At 69.5% G+C, this 15,992-nt stretch carries 14 protein-coding genes; 8 read left to right on the top strand and 6 right to left on the bottom strand.

The genetic code is table 11. From position 1 onward, the window contains the following. Positions 1 to 617 precede the first annotated feature (617 nt). The 3 genes from ACFSL4_RS25195 to ACFSL4_RS25185 all read left to right on the top strand — a co-directional run bounded on the left by ACFSL4_RS25195 (position 618) and on the right by ACFSL4_RS25185 (position 3,926). Entirely contained in the window at positions 618 to 1,526 is a 909-nt protein-coding gene (locus tag ACFSL4_RS25195) for a phosphorothioated DNA-binding restriction endonuclease (protein WP_381087220.1), read from the top strand. A 487-nt stretch (positions 1,527 to 2,013) separates the two neighbouring features. Further along, the gene (locus ACFSL4_RS25190; protein ID WP_381087217.1) at positions 2,014 to 3,216 is read left to right on the top strand and encodes an NAD(P)/FAD-dependent oxidoreductase; all 1,203 of its coding nucleotides are present in this window, start codon (positions 2,014 to 2,016) and stop codon (positions 3,214 to 3,216) included. Positions 3,217 to 3,374: 158 nt separating this feature from the next. After that, positions 3,375 to 3,926 (top strand): DUF6767 domain-containing protein, encoded by a 552-nt coding sequence (locus ACFSL4_RS25185; protein WP_381087214.1) that lies wholly within the window; start codon positions 3,375 to 3,377, stop codon positions 3,924 to 3,926. Positions 3,927 to 4,184: 258 nt separating this feature from the next. Here ACFSL4_RS25185 and ACFSL4_RS25180 read toward each other — a convergent pair whose 3' ends face one another. The 3 genes from ACFSL4_RS25180 to ACFSL4_RS25170 form a co-directional block, all read right to left on the bottom strand. Continuing rightward, on the bottom strand, positions 4,185 to 4,541 hold the full coding sequence (locus tag ACFSL4_RS25180; RefSeq protein WP_381087211.1) for a hypothetical protein: 357 nt from the start codon (positions 4,539 to 4,541) through the stop codon (positions 4,185 to 4,187). 194 nt (positions 4,542 to 4,735) lie between these two features. Continuing rightward, a complete protein-coding gene (locus ACFSL4_RS25175; RefSeq protein ID WP_381087209.1) occupies positions 4,736 to 5,047 on the bottom strand; it encodes a DUF6234 family protein in 312 nt (103 codons plus the stop codon). A 222-nt stretch (positions 5,048 to 5,269) separates the two neighbouring features. After that, entirely contained in the window at positions 5,270 to 5,677 is a 408-nt protein-coding gene (locus ACFSL4_RS25170; protein ID WP_381087231.1) for a hypothetical protein, read from the bottom strand. Between ACFSL4_RS25170 and ACFSL4_RS25165 the strand changes: the two genes are divergently transcribed. From ACFSL4_RS25165 to ACFSL4_RS25155, 3 genes are all read left to right on the top strand, one after another. Further along, positions 5,676 to 6,494 carry a class I SAM-dependent methyltransferase gene (locus tag ACFSL4_RS25165; protein ID WP_381087206.1) on the top strand — a complete coding sequence of 273 codons (819 nt, stop codon included), beginning with the start codon at positions 5,676 to 5,678 and terminating at the stop codon, positions 6,492 to 6,494. The genes ACFSL4_RS25170 and ACFSL4_RS25165 overlap by 2 nt on opposite strands. 224 nt (positions 6,495 to 6,718) lie before the next feature. Next, complete coding sequence (locus ACFSL4_RS25160) at positions 6,719 to 7,813, top strand: C40 family peptidase (RefSeq protein WP_381087203.1); 1,095 nt, start codon at positions 6,719 to 6,721, stop codon at positions 7,811 to 7,813. 584 nt (positions 7,814 to 8,397) lie between these two features. Next, the gene (locus ACFSL4_RS25155) at positions 8,398 to 9,684 is read left to right on the top strand and encodes a PP2C family protein-serine/threonine phosphatase (protein WP_381087200.1); all 1,287 of its coding nucleotides are present in this window, start codon (positions 8,398 to 8,400) and stop codon (positions 9,682 to 9,684) included. Positions 9,685 to 9,711: 27 nt separating this feature from the next. Here ACFSL4_RS25155 and ACFSL4_RS25150 read toward each other — a convergent pair whose 3' ends face one another. The 3 genes from ACFSL4_RS25150 to ACFSL4_RS25140 all read right to left on the bottom strand — a co-directional run bounded on the left by ACFSL4_RS25150 (position 9,712) and on the right by ACFSL4_RS25140 (position 11,413). Further along, positions 9,712 to 10,047 carry a DUF2516 family protein gene (locus tag ACFSL4_RS25150; protein ID WP_381087225.1) on the bottom strand — a complete coding sequence of 112 codons (336 nt, stop codon included), beginning with the start codon at positions 10,045 to 10,047 and terminating at the stop codon, positions 9,712 to 9,714. A gap of 96 nt (positions 10,048 to 10,143) precedes the next feature. Beyond that, positions 10,144 to 10,800: a hypothetical protein gene (locus tag ACFSL4_RS25145; protein ID WP_381087197.1), complete on the bottom strand. Its 657-nt coding sequence runs from the start codon at positions 10,798 to 10,800 to the stop codon at positions 10,144 to 10,146. A 109-nt stretch (positions 10,801 to 10,909) separates the two neighbouring features. Next, the gene (locus ACFSL4_RS25140; RefSeq protein ID WP_381087194.1) at positions 10,910 to 11,413 is read right to left on the bottom strand and encodes a helix-turn-helix domain-containing protein; all 504 of its coding nucleotides are present in this window, start codon (positions 11,411 to 11,413) and stop codon (positions 10,910 to 10,912) included. A gap of 423 nt (positions 11,414 to 11,836) precedes the next feature. Between ACFSL4_RS25140 and ACFSL4_RS25135 the strand changes: the two genes are divergently transcribed. Further along, positions 11,837 to 12,172, top strand: coding sequence for a hypothetical protein (locus ACFSL4_RS25135; protein ID WP_381087191.1), 336 nt, complete (start codon positions 11,837 to 11,839; stop codon positions 12,170 to 12,172). Positions 12,173 to 12,404: 232 nt separating this feature from the next. Next, positions 12,405 to 15,839, top strand: coding sequence for a hypothetical protein (locus tag ACFSL4_RS25130; protein WP_381087188.1), 3,435 nt, complete (start codon positions 12,405 to 12,407; stop codon positions 15,837 to 15,839). Positions 15,840 to 15,992: the final 153 nt, after the last annotated feature.

Below are 15,992 nucleotides of genomic sequence, written 5' to 3'. Positions count from 1 at the left end.
GGATCAGAAGGTCCAAGCAGGTGAAGGCGGTCTGGCCTTGTGCCAGGCCTTACTCAGTACTCCGGGGGTCTGACGGCCCCACCCGGTGGGCGTGAAAATCGGTGTGCGACCGCCCGGCGGACGTCGAGGAAACTCGGTGCGATCCGAACCTGTGTCTCAGTAGGACGCTGGGGGTCCGACGTCAGGCACCCGGATGTGTTGCTCCGAGCACGTGAATCAGTGTGTTCTGCCTGCCGGACCCCCGCCGGCCGGTCACGTGCTCGCGCGGCCGCGATCGGGAGGGGTACCGAGGGATGGACGTGATCCACGAACGCTGTGCGGGGATCGACATCAGCAAGGTGGACGTGAAGGTGACGATCCGCGTACCCGGTGCGGGAGAGCGTCGCCGCCGTAAGACCCGTACGCGCAGGCCAGCACCAACGCGAGCGGGGCCGCGGACAAGGTCTCCGCGAGCGGGGTGTTCAAGGCCGGTCCTTCCGCGCGACGGCGGACGACCCGCCGGTGAGTCACGCCGAACGCCACCCCCGCGGAGACAGGCCGCCGTCCTGGCCCGGCCTGCGGGCGCAACGCATCGAGGGCACGCCTGCGGGCCGTGGGGCGTCATACGATCACCGGCCATGGACTGGCTCGAGCGCACCGCCAAGCTGAGGCAGTGGACCAGGAACGGGACGCGCGCCCCGCACAAGCCACTGCTGCTCCTGTACGCCCTGGGCCGGTTCCAGGACGACGCCGACGGCGAGCTGCGGTACAGCGCGGTGGAGGAGGACCTGCAACGGCTGCTGACCGAGTACGGCCCGCCGAACAGGACGTCACCCGCCTACCCGTTCCACCACTTGGTCAGCGACGGCGTGTGGGAGGTGCGCACCACCCGCGGGCCGGGCAGTCCGGGAAGCGGGGTACGGGATCTCCGGGAGACGGGTGCCGCCGGACGGCTCGTACCGGAACTCAGGGCGGCACTCCGCCGCGAACCACCGCTGCTGGGCAGGATGGCGCGGTTGCTGCTCGATCTGCATTTCCCGCCCTCGCTCCACGGCGAACTGTGCGAAGCCATCGGCCTGGAGCTGGAACCGACGCAGACCGAGCAGCTGTTGAGGGTGCGCAGACAACGGAACCCTCAGATGCGCGAGCTGGTGCTGACCGCGTACGAGTACCAGTGCGCCTTCTGCGGCTACGACGGCAGGATCGGCGCGGTGCCCGTCGGGCTGGAAGCCGCGCACGTTCGTTGGTGGGCGTTCGACGGCCCGGACGACATCGACAACGGTCTGTGTCTGTGCTCCCTGCACCACAAACTCTTCGACAAGGGCGTCCTCGGCATCGGCGACGGCCACCGCATTCTCGTCTCGCAGCGCTTCGTCGGCCACAGCCCCGCCGCCCGTGAGCACGTCATAGCCCTCGCGGGCCGTCCACTCGTCGGCCCGCAGCCGGGCGCACGCCCCGTCGCGGCGGCCCACCGTGCCTGGCACATCGCCCAGGTGTTCCACGGCACCCCACGACCGGCCGCTGGCACAGGCCGTGTCCCGTCGTAGTGGCCGGGTCGGCCGTCGAACTCCATGGGGCGTCCGAGTGGAACGGATCAGGCCGACATCACGGAGTCGGACACCGCCGGCGTCCTACGTGGGACTTCTCCGGTTCGCCGTCCCCCGGCTCCTGGATGTCGCCCCGGCTGATGACCGGGGCCTCTCCCCGAGACCGCCGTAGCTCTCCGCCGTCGCCCCCGCGCCCTCGCGCACCGCGATGCCGTCCTTGCCGCTCGCGGCGGCCGTCGCCACCGTCTGCCCGTTCAGTTCCGCCGGTCGGAGCTCGTAGCAGTCGTAGGCGCGGTCGACGGCTTTCTGCTCCTCGGCGACGGCCGCGGCTCGTGATGCGGTGCGTAACCGCGCCTGTGGCCTGCGCTCCCACGGGGGTGTCCATCGGCTCAGGTCTGATGGGTGAGTCGGCACGGGGTGTCCGGACGTTCGGCCCTATTCCTGGCTATACCCCATAGCTATCGTTGGGGTGACTCAAGGAGGGGCAATGCGCGCCAAGGTAGTCGTTCTGGGCGGGAATTTCGGCGGTTTGACCGCGGCGATCGCGGTGAAGCACGAGTTGCACGGCGATGTGGACGTCACGGTGATCAGTGACCGGGACCGCTTCCTGTTCAACCCGTCGTTGATCTGGTTGCCGTTCGGCAAGCGAACCCCCGAGGACATCACGTTTCCGGTCGCCCCCACGTTCGAGGCGGCCGGGGTCGAGTTCATCCAGGACGCGGCCGACCTGATCGACCCGGTCGCGAAGTCGGTCCGGACCGTGTCGGGGCGGGTGGAACGGTACGACTACCTGATCATCGCGACAGGGACTCGGGAGAACCTGGACGCGGTCGAAGGACTGCGGGACAACTCGCACTGGATCACCTCGCTGGACGGCGCGGTGCGCACCGGCGAGGCGTGGCGGCGTTTCCGCGAGGAGCCCGGTGACATCGTCATCGGCGCCACCCAGGGGGCAAGCTGCTTCGGCGCCGCGTACGAGTTCCTGTTCAACACGTCCTACCAGCTGCGCAAGGCGGGCCTGAAGAAGAAGGCGTCGATCACGTACGTGACGGCGGAGCCGTTCCTCGGGCATTTCGGCATCGGCGGTCTGCCTCACGGCGAGCAGCTTCTGGGAATGTTCCTCCGCAAGGAGAACATCACCTTCCGGACCGACACGACGATGGCCGCCGTCGATGACGGCGCGATCGTGACCAGTACCGGGGAGAAGATCCCGTACAAGTTCGCGATGATCGTCCCGCCGTTCGCCGGACAGGACTTCCTGCGTCGCACGGATGGGCTGACCAACGCCGGCGGCTACGTCGAGGTCCACGACACGTACCAGAGCCAACGGTATGACGACATCTACGCGGTCGGCCTGGCTGCGGCGGTACAGGCACCGTGGACGACCCCGACCCCGGTCGGCGTGCCGAAGACGGGCCTGCCGACCGAGCAGATGGCGCACGTCGCGGCGCGTAACGTCGCCGCGCAGATCCGTGGCGAGCAGCCGGCCAGCCACAAGAGTTTCGGTGACATCCCGGCAGTGTGCGTGATGGACGCCGGCAACAACGGTGTGCTGATCCTGGCGGACAAGATGTTGCCGCCGCGCAACCACGGTGTGCTGATCCCGGGGCCGCAGAACCACGCGTTCAAGCTCGCGTTCGAGAAGTACTACCTGTGGAAGATGAAGGGCGGCCACGTCAGCCTCCCGTAACCGCTCGCGGTGATCCCCTCGCGGCCATGAACCGCAGGGGTACCACCGCCGTATCGCCACCGTTCGGACGGCCGCGCCGGGTCAGCGCCTGGCGGCAACCGCGATCAGGGCCGCCTCGAAGGCACGGGTGAGCCGGTCCTGGGCGGGTCCGGTCGGCTATGTGCCTGCCGGCGGGTCGGCTTGGGCCGGCCTCCCCGGCCCTGCGGACGCAGCGACGGGGCGGAGCGTTCATGTCCGTGCTCCGCTCGCCGCAGGACAGCACGGTGCGGTGGCACGTGCCGCTTGAGACCCGAGAGCTGTGCGCTCCTTCCGCACACCTCGCGCTGGGTCGGCCCCATGAAGTCGGGCCGACGGTCCTGCGAGGTCGGGACGGACGGCGGCAGCCGGCGGTGGCGCGGGTCGGCGATGTTGAAAGTGGCCCGCCGGAGGCTTACGGCGATGCGAGGCCCGAAGGGAGCGTGATCAAGGTGAGCGCTGCGCATCGGCGCCCGGACGCGCGGTGCCCGTTGCGGCCCGGTCAACCGTGCACCTTGTGCCAGCTGGATGTGACCGGTCCGCAGGACTGCCCACTGGTGTATCTGGTGATGCACGACCCGGACCTCCGCGAGGAGCTGCACAAGACCGCGCTGCGGGCGGCGGCCGATCGCGCTGACCGGCCGGATGACTCACCCGTGAGTGAGAGTTCGCGGTCCGGGTGGCAGAGCAGCTGACCGGGAACCCCATGCCCGCTCGCCTCGACCGCCCTCAGGATCACGGCACATGGCGGGCCATCACTCAGCGCATCCCGCCGACCACGCCCGCGTGCTCGCCCAGCGGGTGCGGGAGTTCCGGGAGGCCCGCATGGCTTTGTTCACGAGTTTCGACAGCGGTTGTTCATCGTCCCGGGAGGCACTCGCACCGGGACGATGCCGATGTCCATGAGAACGGACAACGCCTCATCGCACGCGTCGCACCTGCAGGCCAGGACCTCACCTCGTCGAACCGTCGTCGGGCGTCTCCGGGCTTGCCCACCGATTCCAGAGCGTGCGGTGCCACTCGTCGGCGTTCGGACCAGGCGGCTCTACTGCAGGGACCGGGCCGGGGCCGGTCTCGATGAGGTGCAGCAGCGTCCAGGCGACGCCGTAGCAGTCAACCGGGCCGAAGCAACTGGCCAGGGCCTGCGCTTCGTCGGCCGTGACGGGCCTGGAGATCGCTTCGAGTTGCTTGAAGCGCCGGTCGATCTCGTCCTCATCAGCGTCCCAGTCGGGTAGTGGGCCGCTGGCAAGAAAGGCTTGGACTTCGGGTCTCGTCCACGAATGATCCGCTGTTGTGACCGCGCCGAGCAAGGCTGGTCCTGGCGCCTGGCGCGGAGGTCCGGTGCTGTTGGAAGTCGTGAGCAATCCACTCCGACTCCGGAGGCCTGGCGCCTCCCGAACCAACGTCGACGTGCCGTCCCTTTTCGGGGACAGAGCCACCCTCGCCGTGACGAGTCGTTCGGCGGCTTCGGCAAGAGTGGTTGCGGCCGGTTGGCGGGCGTGCGTCACTTGCCGGCGGCGGAGGAGGCGAGCAGTGCTGCTCCGGCTCCCAGGACGACCAACTGCACGATGCCCGGAATGCGCCACCGCAGGGCAAGGAGGCCACCGCCCGTGACGACCGCGCCGATGGCCAAGACCCACATTCCCTGCAAGGCCACCCTGGGCGCGCCGGGCGGATTGTCGCTGTCGTAGCTGTCGGCCCAGCCCGTCATCCCGTAGCGGAGCCACAGCCAGGCGATGATCATCAGGTCGATGAGGAGTAGCGCCGCGCTGACGCCCATCTGCTGGGCGGTCGACGGCCCGTTCCCGTGCCTCATACCCACCACCGTTTTCCTTGCGGGGGACGGTTGGTCATTCCCATGTCACTCAGCATGCCGTCGTGGCGGGCACCGCACATGAGCATGGCTACTCAGATGCGCCCTTGGGCGACGGTGCCAGGCCCACGGCCTCCGCGGGTGTTCGCCGTCACAAGCCGGCCCCCTGCCCTCGGGTTCTCCGCAGGCAGGGGGCCGGTCGCCGGGGTCAGCGTGGGGCGGGGGTCACTTGATGTAGACGAGGCCGTCGGTGGTGATGGTGGGGCGGCCGGTGGTGCCGACCACGACGATCTGCACGGTGTGCTTCGCGCTGCCGGACCAGGTCCTGGTCCAGATCGCCTGCCGGTACAGGGTTGTCGAGGACCTCAGGTCGACTGTGGCGACCTTGCGATGCAGATCACCGGTGAACGGCGAAAGGTGGGGCGTTCCGGACGGTCCGCGCGCCGGCGGACGGTGCGGCCGCCGGCCCCGCGCGCCGGGGCGGCCGGATCCTTGTCCACCGGCCGCCCGCTGTCCCCCGGCCGCTCCCGTCCACAGACGGGTCGTTGTCCACAGACGGGTCGTTGTCCGCAGACAGGCCGTTGTCCACAGGCCGGCCCGTCCCGCTCCACGGCCGCTTACTCTCGTATCCATGCCAGCCCGCGCCCTGTCCCGCCCCGTGGGTACGGTGACGCGCGGGACCACCAACCCGAACCGGCTGCGCCGGATGGACCGCTGGATCACCGCGGTCCACGGCGCGGAGCTTCGCCGTACGGCGGATCCCGTGGCCGTCGACCTCGGTTACGGGGCCGCACCGTGGACCGCGGTCGAGTTGCTCCACCGTCTGCGGTCCGCCGCGCCCCGCACCCGTGTGGTGGGCGTCGAGATAGAGCCCGCCCGGGTCGCGGCCGCGCAGCCGTACACCCGCGAGGGTCTGCTGTTCCGGCACGGTGGATTCGAGGTGCCCGTGACGGGTCGCCCGTCCCTCATACGGGCCGCGAACGTCCTGCGGCAGTACGAGGAGGGCGAGGTCACCGCAGTCTGGGAACGGCTGTGCGCCCGGCTCGCCCCCGCCGATCCGGTGACCGGATCGCGCGGCGGGCTGCTCGTCGAGGGCACGTGCGACGAGATCGGCCGCCGTCATGTGTGGGTCGCCCTCGGCCCCGAGGGCCCGCGCACGGTCACCTTCGCCACCCGGCTCGGCTCCCTGGACCGGCCGTCCGATCTGGCCGAGCGGCTGCCGAAGGCGCTCATACACCGCAACGTCCCGGGCGAGCCCGTGCACGCCTTTCTGCGCGACTTCGACCGCGCCTGGGCCGCGGCCTCGCCCTACGCCTCGTACGGCGCGCGCCAGCGCTGGATACGCACCGTCCGCGGCCTCGCGGCGGACTGGCCGGTCACCGACGGCCCGGCGCGCTGGCGCCAGGGAGAAGTCACCGTGGCCTGGAGGGCGTTGGCGCCCCGCCTCTGAACCCGCTGACCTGCGGGGAACGATCTCCCTGAGTCGTTCGTCACATTCCCGGAAGATCGCCCTAGGGGGGCGCCGAGCGGGGGAGGGAGATCGTCATACGCGGTGCGACAGGAGGAGGAGTTCTTGCGCGGCTGAGTCCTGCCTCTGTCGCTTTGCGCGTCGGCGTGGCACGATCCCGTGACGCCGGTAAGTTACTGACGGTAAATCAGCTTTGGGGGCGAAGTATGGCATCCGGGAAGCGGATCATGACCACGGCGGCCATCGCCCTGGTCTGCGCAGTCACCATGCTGGCCGCACCCGGCGCCGCGTACGCGAGCCCCGGCCGGCCGGCCCCGACGCCGGCCCCCACGCCGGCCCCGTCCGGCGGCACGACTCCCACGCCCGGCAAGGGCCTCGAGGCGGTCCGCAAGAAGCTGGACGATCTGTACCACGACGCCGCGGTCGCGACCGATGCGTACAACGCCGCCCAGGAGAAGACCGAGAAGCAGTCGGCGGAGATCGTCCGGCTGGCCCAGGAGATCGTCAAGGGCCAGGAGAAGCTCGCCGAGTTGAAGGACCGCGCGGGCGCCGCTGCCCGGGCCCAGTACCGCGGCGGTGGCCTGCCGCCCGAGGTCCGGCTCTGGCTGAGCGACAACCCGCAGCAGTTCCTCGACGACGCGGGCACCGTCCGTCAGGGCGAGCGCGCGACCAGAGGGTTGCTCGCCGAGGTGACGCGCACCCAGGAGGACCTGCAGCAGTACTCGCGCGACGCCTCCGCGCAGTGGACGAGGCTCGAGGCCAACCGCAAGGCCAAGGAAGAGGCCAAGAAGAAGATCGAGAAGCAGATCGCCGCGGCGGAGAAGCTGGAATCCCGGCTGAAGAAGCAGGAGCGGGAGCGGCTGCGGAAGCTGGAGGAGGAGGCCGCGCACAAGGCGCAGACCGCCTGGCTCAGCTCCGGCATACTCAAGGAGATCGGCGGCAAGGCGTCCGCGCAGGGCAAGAAGGCCGTGAAGTTCGCCACCGAGCAGATCGGCAAGCCGTACGTATGGGGCGCCGAGGGACCGGCGTCGTACGACTGCTCGGGGCTGACGTCCCAGGCGTGGGCGGCGGCCGACACCGCCATTCCGCGCACCTCGCAGGAGCAGTGGAAACAGCTCAGGCACGTCGACGTCAAGGACATGCGCCCCGGCGATCTGATCATCTACTTCGGCGACGCCAGCCACGTGGCGATGTACATCGGCGACGGCGCCATCGTGCACGCCCCGCGTCCGGGACGGACGGTGACGATCGCCGGCGCGGGCTCGATGCCGATCCTGGGAGTCGTACGCCCCGACGTATGAGAGGGGACGGGGAGCCGCCGGCCCGGGGCGCGGGCCGGGAGGGCGCCGTCCGGGCCCACGCCGGGTCCCCCGTTCGGGCCCGCCGACCGATCCGGTCCGTCGGGCCCACCGGCCGAAGCCGCGCTCCGGGCCCCCTGTCCCGGGGGGGGGAGTCCCCGTGCTCCCATGGCCCAGTCCCCACAGGCGTGACGGGCGCCCCGTGACCCGCCCCACAGCACGCGGGCGCACGCCCGTGACCCGCCCCACCACCGGCCGCGAACCCCCGTGACCCGCCCCACAACGCGGCGGCGCCGTCCAGTCCTGTCCTCCCCCACCACCCGCGGCGCACCCTCCGTGACCTGCCCCACGTGACCTGGAGCACTGTGTTTGCGCGTCAAACCTCTGCCGGCGTGACATTCGTCATTTCCGGTCGGGACGCGCAGTGTCCAACTGAGGTAGGGGATGCGGCATATGACGGTGGCCGGTTGCCCAACGCCACCCGGTCGGGCATTCCGTTGCGGCCTCGGCTACCGCTAAGGTCCCCGTCGGTGGGGCGAGGTCCCTCGCCCACCGCGCCCTCGGGGGGAGGGAAGGAACCCAAGACGATGCCCGTACCCGTACCGCGGCAGAGAGCGGCCGTGGAGAGTGGTCAGGCTCGAGCCGCATCCCCGCCCGGGACGCCGGCCGGACAGGGGCCTGCCCGTACCAAGCCCCCGGCAGACACACTCACCCTGCTGGTGATCGAGGAGGACCCGGCCGGTTCGCCGATCGTGCCCGAAATGCTGGACGCGGGAGGCCGCCCCATCCGGCTGCGCACCGCGCGCAACCTCACCGAGGCCGAGCGGCTGCTCACCGACGACGTCCACTGCATCCTGCTGGACCTCGCGCTGCCCGCCCCCGGCCGCGCGGCGGAGGAGAACGACGAGCTGGCCGTGCTGCGGCACGTGCTGCACCTCGCGCCCCGCCACGCCGTGCTCGCGCTCACCACGTCCGGCGACGCCGAGCGCGGTGCGGAGGCGGTGCGCGTCGGGGCCCAGGACTATCTGTTCCGCGACGAGCTGGACGGGCGGCTGCTGAGCCGGGCGATCCGGTACGCGGTCGAGCGGAAGCGGTCCGACACGGCCGAGCGCCGGCTGACCGAGTCCAAGCTGCGGGCCCAGGAGAACGCCCGCCTGGAGCGCGGGCTGCTGCCCACCCCGCTGCTGGACGGGTCCTCGCTGCGCTTCGCCGCCCGCTACCGCCCCGGACGCTCCCGCGCGCTGCTCGGCGGTGACTTCTACGACACGGTGCGCACGCCGGACGGCACGGTGCACGCGATGATCGGCGATGTCTGCGGGCACGGCCCGGACGAGGCGGCGCTGGGCGTGGAGCTGCGCATCGCCTGGCGCGCCCTGACCCTGGCGGGCCTGTGCGGCGACCGGTTGCTCTCCACGCTCCAGCAGGTCCTGGAACACGAGCGCGAGAACGACGAGATCTTCGCGACGCTGTGCACGGTGGACATCACGCCGGACGGCCGCCGTGCCGGACTGTGCCTGGCCGGTCACCCGTCCCCGCTGATCGTCCGCCCGCAGCGGCCGGCCGAGTTGCTGCCGTACGACGGCAACGGCCCCGCGCTCGGACTGCTGCCGCACGCCCGCTGGCCGCGCACGCAGGTCGAACTGGGCCCGGCCTGGAGTCTGATGCTGTACACCGACGGCCTGATCGAGGGCCGTGTCGGCCAGGACGGCGAACGCCTCGGCCAGGACGGCCTGGTGGCGCTGGTACGCCGCCGACTGGCCGAAGGCCTGAACGGCGAGGAACTGCTGCGCACGGCGGTCAACGAGGTCCGCCACCTCAACGGCGGCGAGCTGACCGACGACGTGGCGGTCGTCCTGCTCGACCGCGAGCCGTAGCCTCGCGCCGGGGCACCGCCCGGCCGGCTACCGTCCGCCGTTGTAAGGACCGTACGGACCGTCGCTGCTGCTTCCGCCGGGGCGGCCGCCGCCGGAGACCTGCTTCAGCGCGGGCCGCACGTCCACGATGTAGACGATGCTCGCGATGACGCCGATGATCGGCAGGAACGAGAAGAGCGAGAAGAGGTAGCTCACCACGAGGGCGAGCCCCAGGATGATCAGCCAGAACACCTTGTTCTGCTTGTCGGCGGCGCGGAAGGCGTCCTCGCGCCGGAAGACGGCGTCGAACAGCCCGAACGCCGCGAGGGCCATCAGGACGATCTTCAACAGCCCCAAGAACCCCGCGAAGCCCAGCATCAGCATGGTGTCCACCGCCCGTTCCGCTCACTCCTACGCCGCCACCGTACCCGTAAGAACGGGCCGGACACCCCCAGGGTGCCCGGCCCGTCCCCGTGCTGCCTACTTGGCCGGCGGCGTGGTCTTCTTCACGACCGGCTTGCGGGCCGCGGGGGCCTTCTTCACCGGGGTCTTCTTCGCCGCGGCGGCCGCGGTGGGCTCGGCCCCGACCTCGGCCGGCTTCCGCTCGTCCCTGACCTCGACGGGCTCCGGCTTGCCCTCGACGGCGACAGCGAGCTCCTCGATCTCCTCGGCTGCCTCGCCGCGCCATGTCTTCACGGCCTGCTCGCCGTGCTCGGCGACCTTCTCGTAGGTCTCACGGGCCTTGACCGCGTACTCGGCGGCCACGCCGACGCCGCGCAGGGCCAGGTCCTGGGCGGTCTCACCGAGCTTCTTCAGATCGGCGTCGAGGGTGCTGCCGAGCTTCTTGACGTCGGCGTCGAGCGACCCGAAGAACTCGTGGACCCTGGCCTGGACGGACTCCTGGGTCTCCTTGGCGCGGGCGGTGGCCTTCTTGGCGCGCTCGGCCGCCTTCTCCTGGACGGCCTTGGGGTCGGTGTTGCGCATGGCCTCGATGCGGGCCGGTGCCTCGGCGCGCAGCTGCTCGACCAGGGCGGGCACCTTCTTGGCCTGCTGGATGGCCAGGTCGGCGGTGCCGGCGGCGAAGTAGAGGGGGGTCGGGTCGCTGAGGGTCTTGCGCAGGTCGTCGGTGATGGCCATGGCGATGGTCCTCCCGGTTCGGCTTTCGGCTGAGGGTTTCGGGTGGTCCGCGGGACGCCTGCCGGTCGTCCCGTCGATCCCTGTTGTGGCGGTCATCTCGGTCGTCCCGTCACCTGGCGGTCCGCCGCGGACCGGCATCGCTGCCGTCGGCCGTGCGGGGGCCGGGGGCGGCGGTGTCCTGGGCGTCGTCCGTGTCCTGGGCCTCCTGAACCACCGGGCCGTTCTCGTCCGCCGTGCCCGCCCGGACGATCCCGAAGCCGTTCTCCTTGCGGAAGGACTCGTAGATCTGGAGCAGCACCTGCTTCTGCCGCTCGGTGAGCGTGGTGTCGGCGAGGAGGGCGGCACGCGTCGCACCGTCGCGCTGCCACTCCTCGCGGTCCCGCTCGGCGTCGAGGATGCCGGCCCGCACGTACAGCGTCTCGGCGGAGATCCGCAGGGCCTTGGCGACCTGCTGCAGCACCTCCGCGCTCGGCTTGCGCAGCCCGCGCTCGATCTGGCTCAGATAGGGGTTGGACACGCCGGCCGCGTCGGCGAGCTGCCTGAGCGACAGCCGGGCGTTGCGCCGCTGTTCGCGCAGGTACTCACCGAGATTGCCGACGTTGAGCGATGCCATGCCTCCACTGTGCCGCAGGTCTGCTAACAATTGCAAGCAGCCGCTTGCAAAAGTGTGCTGCGCCACGCCGGGTGTCGCACCTGAGCCTGAGCACGTGTCCGTTCCCAGCAAAGATGAGCAGTCCCTCTGGATCTGATCAGCAGTGTGATCAAGTCCCACCGAAACTGCAGCGCTGGCTATCTAGGGGCGGATCACTTTGCCCAGCTCAGCCCGCCTATTGCGAGTGCAGCCAAGTTGGGCAAGTACGGCTTGACATGCCCAAGGAAGGCCACCCATCGCTGTGCACCGCCAGCGATGCCGCGCATGCCGTGTGAGGAGCTCGGAACCATGAGGGACGCAGAGCGCGTTCCTTGTAGACGAAGATGTGGCAAGACCGTACGGATGGGCGGGTCGCCGTTCTGACGGCCCAGTGGGAGGACCGGCATGACGCAGGGGCGGAAGATCACGGTCATCGTGCTGGCGGTGGTAGGGATTGTCTCCACGCCGCTGATCTGGCTGCTAAACAACCCCGAAGCGGGAGCGCTGGCCGGCGCCTCCATCCAAGCCGCCGTCGGCATCGTGGCCCTGGTTTGGGCCCTGTTGCAGAACCCGTCCCCGGCTGGCCCCACAGACAAGGCCAGCCGAACCGGAAAGGCGACTGGCGGCGGCGTCACCGGTATCAGACGACCGGGTGGCCGGGGGCGCGGCGCGGCCACAGCCGAGCGTACGGGAGAAGCCAGCGGCACGGACTCCGTCTCTGGCATCGACTACTCGAACTAGGACCCGCGCACCCATGGCGAAAGCATCATCAGGCAAAGCGCGGGACGAGGCGCCCGAGCCATCGGTAACCGTGGCGGACACCGGCAACGCCCAGGCCACGAGCGGAGGCATGGCCGTGACTGGTTACCGCGGTCCGGCCCCGGTAACCGGCGACACTCCTCACCCCCCAGTACGCCTGTCCTACACCGGGCAAGCAACTGCCAGCGGGGGCGGAATCGCCAACACCGGCTACATGCACATTGACACGCTGGTACAGGGGGCCGTGGAGCCGGATCCCTGGATGAAACCCGACGACTACCTCCGCCAGGTGAACAAGGGCTCGGTCTACACGCACCGTTGGCGACTCGTCGGACGCACGCAGACAATGGCCAGCCTCGTACCGTTCGCCAGAAACGAGCAAGGACGCGTCGCGCTCCTCGTCGGCCGGGGCGGAGCTGGGAAGACGAAGATCGTGACGGCCCTGTGTGAAGCAATGCGCGACGCAGAGCCCACCGTCGAAGTACGGGTGCTCGGCCCTGGTTCCTCCATCGGCCCAGGCGCGTTCAGGGAACTGCCGAGCACCGGCGAACTGCTGGTGATCGTCGACGATGCACACGACGACACCCTCCCTCTGGAAAAGATCGTCTCCGGGGTCCGCAGCGTCAACACGTCCGCCAACGTGCTGCTCTCCCTACGGCCCTACGGCATGGTCCATGCCCGCCGCGCACTTGCCCGGGCTGGCCTGCACGTGAGCGAGGCCACTGTGGTCGAGATCGGGGACCTGGAGTTCGACGACGCGCTCTCCTTGGCCAGCGAGATTCTGGACGATGCGGTACGGCTCCATGCACCGAGGCTCGCCGCAGCGGCACGGGATTGTCCGCTGCTGATCGTCACCGGCGCGGCGCTGATCAACAGCGGCGCTGTGGATCCGCAGAGGTTCGAAGGCGACGAGCAACTCCACTTGGAACTTACGGACCGGCTTGCTGAGGCTCTGACCGCCGACCCGGCTTCCGGCCAGGTACCCCAGGAACTGCTTTGCGCCCTCGCCGCGTTCCAGCCTGTGCGCCTCGCGGAACCGGAGGTCCGTACATCGCTGGAAGCCCTGACCAGGTTGCCGTTCGATCTCTGCGCGCAGCACCTGGCGACCCTTGAGGATGCCGGGGTAGCTCTGAGCCATGGCACCGCAGTGCGCTTGGTGCCGGACCTGTTGGGCGATGCCCTGCTCATCAAAGCGGCGCGGCACTCAGGCACGGGCCTCCCCACGGGCTACCTCGCCAGAGCCATGGAAGCCGGCCAGGGCAGCGCGCTGGCCAACCTGGTGGTGAACACCGGCCGTGTGGACTGGCAACAGCAGCAACAGGGCACCGGAACCGGACTAATCGAGCCCCTGTGGGAGCAGATCACGGGAGCGTTCCGCGCCGCGGATGCGCGGGGGCGGGTGAGCCTACTGGAGGTCGTGGCGAAGCTCGCCTTCTTCCAACCACGACGCGCCCTCGACCTAGCCACGTGGGCCGTGGACAACCCCTGCGACCCCGTCACGGCAGAGGTCGGACTTGGATTCACCCACACGTGGACTGACACAGAAGTGCGCTATGCCCTGGCCCCTGTCCTCCAAGCCATCGTCCATCATCTGGAGTTCCTGCCGCAGGCGGCCACCCTTCTTTGGAATCTAGGGCGCGACGACCAACGCGGCCTGCCTCAACACCCCTCGCACCCCCTGCGGATTCTCGCGGAACGGGCCGATTACACCCGCTGGGGCCCCACCAAGTATCAGGAGATACTCATCAGCCAGGTCGAGCGCTGGTTGACCCGTATACCCGCCGCTCCATCCGTCCACCAGCCGCTGAGCGTGCTCGCCCCATTGCTGTCCATAGATGGCCACGATGAGGTGTGGACACCCTCCACCTGGACCCTGACCTTCCGCCCCTACGTGCTACCCCCCACCAGGGAAGTCCTGGACATGCGAGGCGCGGTGCTCGACCTGGCGTTCGAGGAGCTGGGACACCCGCAACTCGAACGAGCCTCGGAGGCCTGCTCGCTGATCGGCAAGGCCCTCAGCCTGCCACTTGGCGGTTTCGGCTTGACGGTGACAGACGCCATGCAGCAGCCGTGGATCCCGCACCTGGCAAGCACCGTCGATCGGCTGCACCAATACATCCTCCAGCACACCCTGCCACCGGCGATCCTGGTCGCGGTGCGCACCGAGTTGCGCTGGCTCGCACAGCACGGACCCGACGGCCTTCGCCGCCCCGCTGAGGACCTGTTGAGCGCGATTCTCACCTCACCGGACAACGAGCTCGCACGTGCGCTGCACGGCGGACCGGCCGACCCTGCGATCTACGCCGACATCTCGGATTGGCGTGCCGCGCAAGACTCTCTGTTCGGAGACGTGATGGCCGCTCTCGCCGACTGGGCAGACCATACGATCGCCGCGCGTGTCGATGCCTTACTCAGCGAGAACGACAGAGTCTTCGACACGGACATCGGACGGGCCCGGCCGTTCATCTTGACGCTGGTCACCCACCGCCCGCCCATCGGCGAAGCCATCTGCGAACAGGCCATGGCCGCGCCCGAGAGTTCGCTGACCTCGTTGGTGTCGGTCGCTCTCGCTGCGATGGGACATGTCGCCGGCGACCGCGCGGTCCACTGGGGCCGGACGCTCATGGGCTCGGGGAACACCGAACTCACCCGAGAAGTGGCGCACGCCTTCGGCATCCAGCGCGGTCGCGGCGATCTACTGGATGGCGAGGGGGACCTGCTCCGGAAACTCGCTGCCCACGGGGACAACGTCGTGCGAAGGGCCGCTTTCGGCGCCGTGCGCGCCATCGCCGCGCAGCACAAGGACTTGGCCGTCGAACTGCTCACCGCATCGCTCCCCGTGGAGAGAGGGGACTTCGACGCGTTCGCCCTGGCTGTAGCAGGTCCTCCATACAGTCAGTTGTCCTGGTCGGATCTCTCCAAGGACCAGCAGAGCGCATTCCTCGCCGCCCTGGCCGCGGCACCGTCCATCGACGGCTACGAGATCGGCCAGTTCCTCGCAAAACTCGCCCGCACCGAGCCCCTCGCCGTCATCGAACTACTCGAAGCCAGGGTGGAAAGCCCACTACACCAAGTGACAGGCATGCACTCCCCCCTGCCCTTCCGCTGGCACGTGACCCCGCCGTTCCGCGATCACGACGACTTCCCACACCTACTGCGACAGATTCGCGACTGGATCGCCGCCGACCCAGAGTCCACCCGCAGGCGCTACCTGGGAGTTCACATCTTCGAGCTTGTAGCTGGGCCCTACGACAGTCGAGTCACTGACGTGATCGACGAGTATCTCGATGGCAGCGACCCAGTGAAGATCAAAGTCGCCGCGGCAATGCTGTCCAAGGCCCCTCGGACGCTCGTCTGGGACGTCGGGTTCGTACGCCGCTGCCTGCGTGCCGCGGACCGCCATGGAGACACCAGCCTGAGGAGAATGAGGGGCGGTCTGTACAACGCCAGCAACAGCGGAATGCGCTCCGGGACACCCGGACAGCCCTACCCTGAGGATGTCGAGGAACACGCGAAGGCCACTGAGCTGGCCGACGGATGCGCCACGGGCAGCGTCGAGGAACAGTTCTACCGCGACCTCGCGGCCTCTGCCTTGGACCGTATACAGGACGTGACAGATGAACTCCCTCCGGACGGCCGCGACTGGTGAGGACCGAGCGAGGGATAAGACCGCACCCACGGCGCCTTGAACTCTGGCTACGCTCCCGTAATGAATGCAGAAGAACAGGCGAGACACGACGAGTTCGAGCGGCAGCAGAAGATCCGCGCTGCTGCTTACGATGACATGATCACACTTGTCGGG

It is taken from the genome of Streptomyces caeni, from assembly GCF_042678285.1.
GTDB classification, from domain to species: Bacteria; Actinomycetota; Actinomycetes; order Streptomycetales; family Streptomycetaceae; genus Streptomyces; species Streptomyces caeni.
Note: the sequence above shows the minus strand (reverse complement) of the source record. Positions and strands in the feature narration are given on the sequence as shown.

Bases quoted from the DNA above. Each gene is read 5' to 3' on its own strand.
- ACFSL4_RS25195 (WP_381087220.1), top strand. From the start codon at position 618: ATGGACTGGCTCGAGCGCACCGCCAAGCTGAGGCAGTGGACCAGGAAC.
- ACFSL4_RS25190 (WP_381087217.1), top strand. From the start codon at position 2,014: ATGCGCGCCAAGGTAGTCGTTCTGGGCGGGAATTTCGGCGGTTTGACC.
- ACFSL4_RS25185 (WP_381087214.1), top strand. From the start codon at position 3,375: ATGTGCCTGCCGGCGGGTCGGCTTGGGCCGGCCTCCCCGGCCCTGCGG.
- ACFSL4_RS25175 (WP_381087209.1), bottom strand. From the start codon at position 5,047: ATGAGGCACGGGAACGGGCCGTCGACCGCCCAGCAGATGGGCGTCAGC.
- ACFSL4_RS25165 (WP_381087206.1), top strand. From the start codon at position 5,676: ATGCCAGCCCGCGCCCTGTCCCGCCCCGTGGGTACGGTGACGCGCGGG.
- ACFSL4_RS25170 (WP_381087231.1), bottom strand. From the start codon at position 5,677: ATGGATACGAGAGTAAGCGGCCGTGGAGCGGGACGGGCCGGCCTGTGG.
- ACFSL4_RS25160 (WP_381087203.1), top strand. From the start codon at position 6,719: ATGGCATCCGGGAAGCGGATCATGACCACGGCGGCCATCGCCCTGGTC.
- ACFSL4_RS25155 (WP_381087200.1), top strand. From the start codon at position 8,398: ATGCCCGTACCCGTACCGCGGCAGAGAGCGGCCGTGGAGAGTGGTCAG.
- ACFSL4_RS25150 (WP_381087225.1), bottom strand. From the start codon at position 10,047: ATGCTGATGCTGGGCTTCGCGGGGTTCTTGGGGCTGTTGAAGATCGTC.
- ACFSL4_RS25145 (WP_381087197.1), bottom strand. From the start codon at position 10,800: ATGGCCATCACCGACGACCTGCGCAAGACCCTCAGCGACCCGACCCCC.
- ACFSL4_RS25140 (WP_381087194.1), bottom strand. From the start codon at position 11,413: ATGGCATCGCTCAACGTCGGCAATCTCGGTGAGTACCTGCGCGAACAG.
- ACFSL4_RS25135 (WP_381087191.1), top strand. From the start codon at position 11,837: ATGACGCAGGGGCGGAAGATCACGGTCATCGTGCTGGCGGTGGTAGGG.
- ACFSL4_RS25130 (WP_381087188.1), top strand. From the start codon at position 12,405: ATGCACATTGACACGCTGGTACAGGGGGCCGTGGAGCCGGATCCCTGG.